The following is an 11,850-nucleotide window of genomic DNA, read 5'->3' as shown; positions in this document are numbered from 1 at the left end:
GGAGCGGCAGGCGACCTTTCTTGATCAGCCGTTCAGCTGGGCGGGTGCCTCGGTGGCGATCCGCTCGAAGACGGCCTCGTCGGCCGCGAAGTCGGAGTGCGGAATCGGCGCATGGATGACCAGCTCGGTGAAACCGAGCTCCCGGTGGCGGCCCGCGAAGTCCACGAACGCGTCGACGGAGTCCAGTACCCCACCGCCCTCCGGGGTGAAGCCGGTGAGCAGGATCTTCTCCATGGAGGCGGAATCCCGTCCGATCTCGGCGAGTGCCTTGTCCAGCTTCTCCAGCTGACCCCGCAGGGCCTCCCGGGACTGCTCGGGCGTCCCGTCCTCTGCGAGCTTCGGATCGCCGGTCGTCACCCACGCCTGGCCGTGCCGGACGGCAAGCCTCATGCCCCGCGGGCCGGTCGCCGCGACCGCGAAGGGCAGACGTGGCCGCTGGACACAGCCCGGAATGTTCCGGGCCTCCTCGGCGGAGTAGAAGGTGCCGTGGTGTGTGACGGCCCCCTCGGTAAGCAGCCGGTCGAGGAGCGGCACGAACTCGGCCAGGCGGTCGGCCCGCTCTCGCGGCGTCCACGGCTCCTGGCCCAGCGCCGTCGCGTCGAAGCCGTTACCGCCGGCACCGATGCCCAGGGTGATACGGCCGCCGGAGATGTCGTCCAGCGACATGAGGTCCTTGGCGAGCGTCACAGGGTGCCGGAAATTCGGCGAGGTGACGAGGGTGCCCAAGCGCAGCCGGTCGGTGACGGCAGCGGCTGCGGTCAGCGTGGGGACCGCACCGAACCACGGGCCGTCCCGGAAGGTCCGCCAGGACAGGTGGTCGTAGGTGTAGGCGGCGTGGAACCCGAGCCGCTCGGCCCGGACCCACTGGTCACGGCCTCCTTCGTGCCAAGGCCGTACCGGGAGGATCACAGTGCTCAAACGCAGGCTCATGCGTTCGAGCGTACGGTGCCCCACGTGACGACCGCGCACCTCGGAGCACGGCGGCCCGTCTGATGTTTCACGTGAAACATCAGACCCCGCCTTGTTTCACGTGAAACGAAGCACGCGGTTTCACGTGAAACATCGCCGTGCTGATGGCTTGGCTGATCTTGGTCTGGGGGCTTGGTCCCATGAGTGAAGATGGAGCGGTGACCTCGGCTCCTCAGCGCCCGGATGGGCCAAACTCCGCTCCCCGGCTCATCGCCACCGATCTCGACGGCACCCTGCTGCGCGACGACAAGACCGTTTCCGCCCGCACGGTCGCCGCGCTCGCCGCCGCCGAGCAGGCCGGTATCGAGGTGTTCTTCGTCACCGGTCGCCCGGCCCGCTGGATGGGTGTGGTGAGCGATCACGTCCACGGCCACGGCCTGGCCATCTGCGCGAACGGGGCCGCCGTGGTCGACCTCCACGCAGGCGGCGAGTTCGTCCAGGTCAGGCCGCTGCCCCGGGCCGCCGCACAGACGGTCGTGGACACGCTCCGGGCTGCCGCGCCCGGCACGTCGTTCGCCGTCGAACTGACCACGGGTATCAATTACGAGCCGGCCTATCCGCCGACCTTCCAGGACCCCAACGCCACGATCGCCATCGCCGAGAAGCTCCTGAGTGAGGAGCTCGACGACACCGCGGCTCCCGTACTGAAACTGCTGGCCCACCACTCCGAACTGGCGCCGGACGATTTCCTCGCCCTGGCCCGCTCCGCCGCGGGCGCGTACGCCTCCATCACGCGCTCCAGCCCTACGTCGCTGTTGGAAATCAGCGGCCCCGGAGTGTCCAAGGCGAGCACCCTGGCACTGTGCTGTGCCGAACGTGGCATTTCACCGGCTGAGGTCGTCGCCTTCGGCGACATGCCGAACGACCTGGAGATGCTGACCTGGGCCGGCACCTCATACGCGATGGGCAATGCACACCCGGACGTGCTCGCGAGTGCTTCCGACCGCACGGTCGCCAACAACGAGGACGGGGTGGCCCTCGTCATCGAACGCATTCTGAGCGCAGGCGTCGCCCGGTAGGCGGGCATCTCACCAGGGCACAGGGCACGAGGGCACAGGGACACGAAGGCCCAGGGACTCGAGGGCGCAGGCACACGGCATCCCTAGAGCGGGGCTTCCCACACGACGGTGGTCCCGCCGCCGTTCTCGGCGAGGCCGGGGCCGTACCAGCTCGCGCCCCCCAGCGACTCGGCCCGTCGGCGCAGGTTCCGCAGACCGCTGCGCCGACCGCCCTCCGCGATACCCACGCCGTCGTCGGCGACCTCCAGCCGTACCCCCGGCCGCCCGTCGGCCAGATGGACCGTGGAGTCCAGCAGGACTTCGATCCGGGATGCCTCCGCGTGGCGGAACGCGTTCGACAGCGCCTCGCGCAGGGCCGCGATCAGGTTCTTGCCGACCAGCTCGTCGATCGCCGCGTCGATCGGGCCGATGAACCGGTGCGCGGGCTTGAACCCCAGCGGTACGGCGGCCATGTTGATCTCGCGCAACACCCGGGTACGCAGCCCCGAAGGGGCCTCCGCCGGTCCCTGCTGCAACGCGAAGATCGCCGTACGGATCTCCTGGATCGTCACGTCCAGCTCGTCCACCGCTTTGCCGATACCGTCACGAACCTCCGGAACGATGGACCGGCGCTGCGCGCCCTCCAACATCATCCCCGTCGCGAACAGCCGCTGGATCACAAGATCGTGCAGGTCGCGGGCAATCCGGTCACGGTCCTCGAAGACCGCCAACCGTTCCCGGTCGCGCTGAGCCTCGGCCATCATCAGCGCCAACGCCGCCTGTGAGGCGAATTGCGTGGCCAAGGTGCGTTCGGCCTCACTGAACGGGCGGCCGCCCCGCGCCCTGGGGGTCACCAACGCGCCCAGCACCCGCCCACCGCTCTGCAGGGGCAGCATCATGCAGGGTCCGTACTGGCTGGTGAGCCGGCTGATCATGCGGGCATCCGCCGCGGCGTCCTCGACGAAGACCGGTTCTCCCCGCAGCAGTTCGTTCACCACGGGGCTCTCGGGCGGGATCACCACACCGAGCGAGGTCGCCGGGTTGTCGGAGGAGACGGCGACGATCTCCATTCCGCCCTCCTCTGCCGGCAGCATCACGATCCCGGCGGCCGAATCAGCGAGTCGGCGGGCCTGCTCGGCGACCACGGCGAGGGCGTCGTCCGCGTCCCCTCCGGACAACAGGGCCGTGGTAACGGCCACCGAGCCGTCGATCCACCGCTCGCGCTGAGTGGCGGCCTCGTACAGCCGGGCGTTGCCGATGGCGATGCCCGCCTCCGTGGCCAGGACGCGGACCATGTGGACGTCGTAGTCGTTGAACTCGCCTCCACCGTTCTTCTCGGCCAGGTAGAGGTTGCCGAAGATCTCTCCCTGAACCCGGATGGGCACACCGAGAAACGACTTCATGGGCGGGTGGTGAGCCGGGAAGCCGGCGGCACGCGGGTCCTTCCTCAGATCCGGGAGCCGCACCGTGTCGGCGTGCGAGATCAACGCCCCGAGCAGGCCTCGTTTCCCGTCCGGACGGTGCCCGATCTTGCGCGCCAGCGCCTCACTGAGGCCGAAGGTGACGAAATCGGACAGGCCGCGGCGGTCGGTATCGACCACACCGATGGCCGCGTAGTGGGCATGGGCCAGTTCGGCGGCCGTCTCACAGATGCGGTCGAGCGTGGAATGCAGTTCCAGGCCGGTGCCGACCGAGCGCATGGCCTCCAGCAGTTGCGGCACCCGGGCGGTGAGTTCGGTGGACAGCCCCTGGAGACCGCGGGTCGCATGAGCGGCGGCCTCCAGCGGGTCCGGCGACGCGCGTGACGGCTCCGGCGATTCCTGAGACTGCTCCGCTGACATGCCCTTGAGCCTAGTTAGTCCCGATTAGCTGGGAAAGTCGGCCAACGTCCCCTCGGTCGCCCGTTCACGCTCCAGGAGACGTCGCAGCGGTCCTTCGACCGTGGCCAGCTCCTCGTACGCGCCGCGCTGTACGACATGTCCCCGGTCCAGTACGAGCACCTCGTCCACCGCGTCGAGGCCCGCGAGCCGGTGCGTGATCAAGACGGTGGTGCGACCCTCGGTGGCGGTCAACAGGTCCGCTGTCAGCGCGTCCGCGGTCGGCAGGTCCAAGTGCTCGGCCGGTTCGTCCAGAACGAGTACCGGGAAGTCCGCGAGCAGCGCCCGGGCCAGGGCCAGCCGTTGGCGCTGTCCTCCGGAGATCCGCTCGCCGTGCTCTCCGACCAGGGTGTCCAGTCCGTCCGGGAGACCGTCGACCCATTCCGACAGCCTGGCCGCCGCGAGCGCGTCCCGCAGCCGGGCGTCACTCGCGTCGGTTCGGGCCAGTCGCAGGTTCTCCCGGACCGAGCTGTCGAAGAGGTGCGCGTCCTGGGCGCACAGCCCGACGAGGCTACGGACACCGTCGCTGTCGAGGGTGCGCGTTTCGGTGTCGCCGAGGGTGTACGAGCCTTCGCGCGGGTCCAGGAACCGCAGCAGAACCTGCGCCAGTGTCGTCTTGCCCGAGCCGGAGGGCCCCACGACGGCGATGCGGCGGCCCGCTTCGAGGGTCAGGTCCAGCCCGTGCAGGGCGTCCTGTTCCTGTCCCGGATGCCGCGCCGCGATGCCCGTGAGCCTCAGGGGGAACGGCGAGGCGGGACATCCGGCGGCCTGCTCCGGCTCACTGACCGGCATGGGCGCGTCGATGACCTCGTAGATCCGCTCGGCGCTCCGGCGCACGCGCTGCCGGTACTGGACGGCCTGCGGAAGTCCGGTGACGGCCTCGAACGCGGCGAGCGGTGTCAACACGACCACGGCCATCGCCACCCCCGCCAGTCGGCCGCCGGCCACCGCCTCGGCACCCAGGGCCGCGGCGCACACCACGGTCAGCCCGCACACCAGGGTGGACAGACCGCTGCCCAGTCCGGTCGCCGCCGCGCCCCGCGAGGCGATCGCGGTCAGATTCCGGTCGCTCCGCTTGGCGGCGTCCTTCCGCCTCTCCAGCGCGCCGGCCACGGTCAGCTCCGCGGTCCCGGTGAGCAGATCGGCCACACGGGTGGCGAGTTCGCCCCGGGCGGGCGCGAGCCGGCGCTCCGCGCGGCGGGCCACGGCGCCACTCACCAGCGGCACTCCCACACCCGCCACGAGCAGTCCGAGGGCCAGCACCGCCCCGGCCTCGGGCAGGAGCCAGGCGGTGAAGGCGACCGAACCGGATCCGACCAGGACGGCGGTGCCGACCGGCAAAAGCCAACGCAGCCAGTAGTCCTGAAGGACGTCCGCGTCGGCCACCAGCCGGGACAGCAGATCTCCTCGTCGCTGTTCGCGCAGTCCGGCGGGAGCGATCCGTTCCAGTCGTCCGTACACGGAAACCCGTAGGTCGGCCAGCATCCGCAACACCGCGTCGTGTGAGACGAGCCGCTCCGCGTAGCGGAAGACGGCCCGGCCGATGCCGAAGGTGCGGGTGGCGGTGACGGCCACCATCAGATAGAGCACGGGCGGCTGCTCGGAGGCCCGCGAGATCAGCCAGCCGGACACGGCCATCAGTCCGACGCTGCACCCCACTGCCAACGCGCCGAGCAGCAGACCGAGACGGAACCGCCCTTGCCAGGCTTTGGCGACGGCCCGGACCCGGGCCAGCGGGTGCTCACCACCCGTGCTCCGTCCCTGCCCGTTGCCGGTTCGTTCGGGCGCCGTGCCGAGGATCCATTCCCCGGGACCGGACGGTTCGGCACCGCCCCGCACGGTCTGCCGCCCGACCTCCCGCCCGGCCGTCTGGGCCGATCCGTGAGCCGGACCCCCGCCGGCCGCCGCCGGATCGGCCGCAGGAAGCCGCACCACCCGGTCCGCGGCCGTGAGCAGGGCCGGGCGGTGCACGACCAGCAGTACGGTCCGACCCACCGCGAGACGCCGGACCGCGTCCACGATGCCCGCTTCGGTCTCGCCGTCCAGCGCCGCGGTCGGCTCGTCGAGCAGCAGCACCGACCGGTCGGCCAGGAACGCCCGCGCGAGCGCCAGCCGCTGGCGCTGACCGGCGGACAGTCCGACTCCGCCCTCACCCAGCGGTGTGTCCAGACCGTGGGGGAGCCCTGCCACGAACTCCCACGCCCCGGCGTCCCTGAGTGCTTGGGCCACCGCGTCGTCAGGGGCGGCGGGCCGGGCCAGCCGTACGTTCTCGGCGATGGTCCCCGCGAACAGGTGTGGCCGCTGCGGCACCCACGCGATCCGCTCCCGCCACTGCTCCGGAGCCAGTTCCGCCAGGTCCGTTCCCTGGACCCGTACCCGCCCGGCCGTTGGCGTCACGAAGCCCAGCAGGACATGCAGCAGGGTGGACTTCCCCGAGCCGCTCGGCCCGGTGAGGGCGACGCACTCTCCCGGTTCGACGGTCAATGAAACGGGGCCCGGAGAGTCCGCACCTCGTCCGGGGTACCGGACCGTCACCGCGTCGAACTCGATCCGCAACCCGCGCTGCGGCACTTCGCCGGTCCCGCCCGAAGCGGTCGTCGGCTCCTCCAGGACCTCGAAGATCTCCTCTGCGGCCGACAGCCCCTCCGCTGCCGCGTGGTATTGCGCCCCCACCTGGCGCAGCGGCAGGTATGCCTCCGGCGCCAGGATCAGGATGACCAGGCCGGTATACAGGTCCAGGTCCCCGTGGACGAGTCGCATGCCGATGGTCACCGCCACCAGGGCCACCGACAGCGTGGCCAGCAGTTCCAGGGCGAACGAGGACAGGAAGGCGATGCGCAGGGTCCGCATCGTGGCTTGGCGGTAATCGTCGGTGATCTTGCGGATGGACTCGGCCTGGGCCTTGGCCCGGCCGAACACCTTGAGCGTCGGGAGCCCCGCCACCACGTCCAGGAAATGCCCGGACAAACGGGACAACAGCCGCCACTGCCGGTCCATCCGCGACTGCGTCGCCATGCCGATCAGGACCATGAACAGGGGGATCAACGGCAACGTGCCCACGATGATGGCCGCCGAGACCCAGTCCTCGGTGACGATGCGGGCGAGCACTGCCACGGGCACGACCACCGCGAGCCCCAATTGGGGAAGGTAGCGGGAGAAGTAGTCGTCGAGCGCGTCCACGCCGCGGGTGGCCAAGGCCACCAGCGAACCGGTCCGCTGCCCGCTCAGCCATCCGGGCCCGAGGTCCGCGGCCCGGTCCAGCAGCCGGCCCCGTAGCTCCGACTTGACCGCCGCGCCGGCCCGGTGCGCGGCACGTTCCGTGAGCCAGGCGATCAGCGCCCGCCCCAGCGCCACTGCCGCGAGCAGCAGCAGTGGCGTCCGGAGCGTCCCGGCTCCCACCCCCTTCTCGAAGGCACCGACCACGATCTCGGCGATGAGCATCGCCTGTCCGACGACCAGCCCCGCCCCGGCAAGCCCGAGGGCCACCACCGCGGCCAGGAAGAGGCGGGTGGAACGGGCGTAGCGCAGCAGGCGCGGGTCGATCGGTTTCACGTGAAACATCCCCTCGGGAGGGTCAAGCGGGAGAGTCGGCCGGCGCCGGGCGAGACAGCCCCGGCCGGGTCGGTCAGTCGGGTCAGCGCGGGCCGGATCAGTGCGCGTCGACGATGTGCTGGGTCCCGATCCGCTTGCGGAACACCCAGTACGTCCAGCCCTGGTAGAGCAGGACGACCGGGGTGGCCACCGCCGCGCACCAGGTCATGATCTTGAGCGTGTAGGGGCTGGAGGAGGCGTTGGTGACCGTGAGGTTCCAGCCGTCGTTCAGCGAGGAGGGCATGACGTTCGGGAAGAGCGTCAGGAAGAGCATCGCGACGGTTGCCGCGATGGTGATCCCGGAGAGTGCGAACGACCAGCCCTCGCGGCCCGCCACGTTGAAGCCCACGGCCGCGACCAGGGCCACGATCGCGATGACCATGGCGATCAGGCTCGCGCCGTCACCGCGCGAGAACTGGGTCCAGAGCAGGAAGACCAGCCCCAGGACGGCGGTGAGGACACCCAACCGGGTCGCGAGCCGGCGTGCCCGCTCCCGGATGTCACCGACCGTCTTCAGGGACGCGAAAACGGCGCCGTGGAAGGTGAACAGGGTGAGCGTGACGAGACCGCCGAGGAGCGCGTACCCGTTGAGCAGGTCGAGGAAGGTGCCGACGTACTCCTTGTGCTGGTCGATCTTGACGCCGCGGACGATGTTCGCGAAGGCCACACCCCACAGGAAGGCGGGAATCAGGGAGGCCCAGAAGATCGCGTGCTCCCAGTTGGTCTGCCACCTGTCCTCGGGGCGCTTGTGCCGGTACTCGAAGGCGACACCGCGGACGATGAGGCAGACCAGGATGATCAGCAGCGGCAGGTAGAAGCCGGAGAAGAGGGTGGCGTACCACTCCGGGAAGGCCGCGAAGGTGGCCCCGCCGGCGGTGAGCAGCCAAACCTCGTTGCCGTCCCAGACGGGCCCGATCGTATTGATCAGGACCCGCTTTTCGTGCCGGTCACGGGCGAGCAGCTTGGTCAGTACCCCGATCCCGAAGTCGAAGCCCTCCAGGAAGAAGTAGCCGGTCCACAGGACGGCGATGAGTACGAACCAGACGTCGTGGAGTTGCATGGTGTGGTCTCCTCAGCCTCAGTACGAGAAGGCCATCGGCCGGTCGGAATGGTTGTCGTCCCCGCCGATCCTGGAGGGCGGGTTGAGGTCGGCCTCGGTGAGTTCGGGAGGTCCGGCCTTCACGTACTTCACGAGCAGCCGGACCTCGATCACGGCGAGCACGGCGTAGAGAGCGGTGAAGACGAGCATGGACGTGATCACCTCGCCCTGCGTGACACTGGGGGACACCGCGTCACGGGTGCGCAGGACTCCGTAGACGACCCACGGCTGGCGGCCCATCTCGGTGAAGATCCAGCCCCAGGAGTTGGCGATCAGCGGGAAGCCGAGCGTCCCGATGGCGGTCAGCCAGTACAGGCGGGTGAGACGCGGATTCAGGGCGGTCCTGAACAGGACGAGGTGCGGGCGTTCGTCGTCGCCGGTGCGCAGGGCGGCCGGCAGCAGGAACCTGCGCCGGGTCAGCCACAGCCCCAGGGCGCCGATGCCGAAGGACGCCATACCGAAGCCGATCATCCACCGGAAGCCCCAGTAGGCGACGGGGATCGCGGGCCGGTAGTCGCCGGGGCCGTACTTCGCCTGCTCGGACTTGTTGACGTCGTTGATGCCGGGCACGAAGGAGCCGAAGTCGCTGTCGGCGAGGAAGGACAGCAGACCGGGCAGTTCCACGGCGACCTTGTTGTGGCCCTTGTCGACGTCACCGACGGCGAAGACGGAAAAGGGGGCGCTCTTCTCCCCGTCCCAGAGCGCCTCGGCCGCGGCCATCTTCATCGGCTGCTGCTTGAACATGACCTTGGCGAGCGTGTCACCGCTGATCGCCGTCAGCAGGCCGCCGATGACCACGGCGATCAGGCCGAGCCGCAGCGAGGTGCGCATCACGGGGATGTGCTTCTTGCGCAGCAGATGGTAGGAGGCGATGCCGACCATGAACGCGCCGCCGGTCAGCGCGGCCGCCGTGAGGGTGTGGAAGACCTGGGCGACGGCCGTGTTCTGGGTGAGGACCTGGAGGAAGTCGGTCAGCTCGGCTCGCCCGGTCTCCTTGTTCATCCGGTAGCCGACCGGGTGCTGCATCCAGGAGTTGGCGGCGAGGATGAAGTACGCCGAGAGGATGGTGCCGATCGAGACCATCCAGATGCAGGCGAGGTGGATCTTCTTGGGGAGCTTGTCCCAGCCGAAGATCCACAGCCCGATGAAGGTGGACTCGAAGAAGAAGGCGATCAGGGCTTCGAAAGCCAGCGGGGCCCCGAAGATGTCACCGACGAAGCGCGAGTAGTCGGACCAGTTCATGCCGAACTGGAATTCCTGGACGATGCCGGTGACGACACCCATCGCGATGTTGATCAGGAACAGCTTGCCCCAGAACTTGGTCGCCTTGAGGTACTTCTCCTTCTCGGTGCGCACCCAGGCGGTCTGCAGGATCGCGACAAGCGCGGCGAGCGAGATCGTCAGGGGGACGAAAAGGAAGTGGTAGACGGTGGTGATACCGAACTGCCATCGCGCCAGAGTCTCCGGCGCCAGAGCCAAGTCCACGTCGTCATCTCCTTCGGGTCGCCGTGGGTCGTCAAAGCCTCACTCCGCCTGTCACATCCCACGCGACGCGGGACAAAACCGCCGAGCTTGTGAACGCGTTCACATTCACAAGCATTATGGCGCACCGGGTTTTCGATCTTTCAATCGGGGGGTACCCCTAGCCAAGAGATTCAACAGATTGTTGAATGCGGCTCATGAAGATTCGAATCTCCTGGCCCGCCGGCCAGCTCACCGCATCCCTGGAAGAGACGCCGACCAGCAAGGCCCTGGCGGCCGTCCTCCCGATCTCCGCCTCCGCGAACACGTGGGGCGAGGAGGTCTACTTCGACACCGGCGTCTCCGTCGCGCTGGAGCACGACGCGCGGCAGGTCGTCGAGCCGGGCACCGTCGCGTTCTGGACCGAAGGCGACGCGCTCGCGCTGCCCTACGGCCCCACGCCCATCTCGCGCGCCGGCGAGAGCCGCCTCGCGAGCCCGTGCAATGTGCTCGGCTCGTTCGACGGCGACCCCCGCCTGCTGGCCACCGTCCGCGACGGCGACCCGATCCGCGTAGAGCTCGCGTAACGGGTTCCTCGGTACGGGTCCCGCGTTACGGGCCCCACACCACGGGTCCCGCGTCACAAATCCTGCCTTCCGCGGTACGGCTACATCTCCTTGAAGAAGGCTCCCGCCGTGTGCAGGAAGATGTCATTCGCCTCGGACTCACCGATCGTGACCCGCAGGCCCTCGCCCGGGAACGGCCGGACCACCACACCGGCCTTCTCGCACGCCGCCGCGAACTCCGCGGTCCGCTCCCCCAGCCGCATCCAGACGAAGTTCGCCTGCGTGTCGGGGACCACGCTCCAGCCCTGGGCGAGCAGCGTGTCGTAGACCCGCTTGCGCTCGCACACCAGCGAGCCGACCCGCCCGAGCAGCTCGTCCTCGGCCCGCAGCGAGGCGACCGCCGCGTCCTGCGCGAGCTGGCTGACACCGAAGGGCACCGCCGTCTTGCGCAACGCCGCGGCCACCGGCTCGTGCGCCACCGCGAATCCGACCCGCAGCCCGGCCAGGCCGTACGCCTTGGAGAACGTACGGAGCACGCACACGTTCGGGCGGCTGCGGTAGAGCTCGATGCCGTCCGGGACGTCCGTGTCGCGCACGAACTCCCGGTACGCCTCGTCCAGCACCACCAGCACGTCCGACGGCACCCGGTCCAGGAAGCGCTCCAACTCGGCCCGGCGCACCGCGGTACCAGTGGGGTTGTTGGGGTTGCAGACGAAAATCAGCCGGGTCCGCTCGGTGATCGCCTCCGCCATCGCGTCCAGGTCGTGCACGTCCCCGTCGGTGAGCGGGACCTGCACGGACGTCGCGCCCGAGATCTGCGTGATGATCGGGTAAGCCTCGAAGGAGCGCCAAGCGTAGATGACCTCGTCGCCCGGGCCGGCCGTCGACTGGATCAGCGACTGGGCCACGCCCACCGAGCCGGTGCCCGTCGCGATGTGCTCGACCGGAACCCCGAAGCGCTCGGCCAGCTCGTTGACCAGGCCCGTGCAGCCCATGTCCGGGTAGCGGTTGAAGTGGCCGGCCGCCGCGACCGCGGTCTCCAGCACGCCCGGCAGCGGCGGGTACGGGTTCTCGTTGGAGGACAGCTTGAACGCCACGCGCCCGTCCGCCGCCGCGGGCTTGCCCGGCTTGTACGTGGGGATGCCGTCCAGCTCGGGGCGCAGCTTCGGGCTCTTCTCGCTCACCGCAGGTCCTCCTCGACCGTCCCGTCGACGTCGCCGTCGACTCAATACTGCTCACCTTATGAGGATTCCGCCGATCAGAGAATGGCGGGCGCCAGGATCACAGGG

8 protein-coding genes are annotated in these 11,850 nt (G+C 69.5%); 2 read left to right on the top strand and 6 right to left on the bottom strand.

All coding sequences use genetic code 11. The features are described 5' to 3' along the window. Window positions 1-24: 24 nt before the first annotated feature. Window positions 25-930, bottom strand: a complete 906-nt coding sequence (locus ACFVXJ_RS11240) for an LLM class flavin-dependent oxidoreductase (protein WP_389661456.1) — start codon at window positions 928-930, stop codon at window positions 25-27. Window positions 931-1,109: 179 nt separating this feature from the next. Between ACFVXJ_RS11240 and ACFVXJ_RS11235 the strand changes: the two genes are divergently transcribed. Continuing rightward, window positions 1,110-1,988 (top strand): Cof-type HAD-IIB family hydrolase, encoded by an 879-nt coding sequence (locus ACFVXJ_RS11235; RefSeq protein WP_389661574.1) that lies wholly within the window; start codon window positions 1,110-1,112, stop codon window positions 1,986-1,988. An 83-nt stretch (window positions 1,989-2,071) separates the two neighbouring features. On the opposite strand, the gene ACFVXJ_RS11230 is transcribed toward ACFVXJ_RS11235, so the two are convergent. The 4 genes from ACFVXJ_RS11230 to ACFVXJ_RS11215 form a co-directional block, all read right to left on the bottom strand. Further along, window positions 2,072-3,808 (bottom strand): GAF domain-containing sensor histidine kinase, encoded by a 1,737-nt coding sequence (locus tag ACFVXJ_RS11230; RefSeq protein WP_389661455.1) that lies wholly within the window; start codon window positions 3,806-3,808, stop codon window positions 2,072-2,074. Between the two features lie 24 nt (window positions 3,809-3,832). Next, window positions 3,833-7,396, bottom strand: coding sequence for a thiol reductant ABC exporter subunit CydD (gene cydD, locus ACFVXJ_RS11225; RefSeq protein ID WP_389661454.1), 3,564 nt, complete (start codon window positions 7,394-7,396; stop codon window positions 3,833-3,835). Between the two features lie 97 nt (window positions 7,397-7,493). Continuing rightward, complete coding sequence (gene cydB, locus ACFVXJ_RS11220; protein WP_389661453.1) at window positions 7,494-8,495, bottom strand: cytochrome d ubiquinol oxidase subunit II; 1,002 nt, start codon at window positions 8,493-8,495, stop codon at window positions 7,494-7,496. A gap of 18 nt (window positions 8,496-8,513) precedes the next feature. Then, window positions 8,514-10,019 (bottom strand): cytochrome ubiquinol oxidase subunit I, encoded by a 1,506-nt coding sequence (locus ACFVXJ_RS11215; RefSeq protein ID WP_389661452.1) that lies wholly within the window; start codon window positions 10,017-10,019, stop codon window positions 8,514-8,516. A gap of 194 nt (window positions 10,020-10,213) precedes the next feature. On the opposite strand from ACFVXJ_RS11215, the gene ACFVXJ_RS11210 reads away from it, so the two are divergent. Next, window positions 10,214-10,582, top strand: coding sequence for a cyclophilin-like fold protein (locus ACFVXJ_RS11210; RefSeq protein WP_389661451.1), 369 nt, complete (start codon window positions 10,214-10,216; stop codon window positions 10,580-10,582). Between the two features lie 80 nt (window positions 10,583-10,662). Here ACFVXJ_RS11210 and hisC read toward each other — a convergent pair whose 3' ends face one another. Next, window positions 10,663-11,745 (bottom strand): histidinol-phosphate transaminase, encoded by a 1,083-nt coding sequence (gene hisC / locus ACFVXJ_RS11205; RefSeq protein ID WP_389661450.1) that lies wholly within the window; start codon window positions 11,743-11,745, stop codon window positions 10,663-10,665. Window positions 11,746-11,850: the final 105 nt, after the last annotated feature.

This window comes from Streptomyces sp. NPDC058279 (assembly GCF_042881255.1).
Classification (GTDB): Bacteria; Actinomycetota; Actinomycetes; order Streptomycetales; family Streptomycetaceae; genus Streptomyces.
The sequence above is the reverse complement of the archived record's forward strand: the minus strand, read 5'-3'. Positions and strand labels throughout refer to the sequence as shown.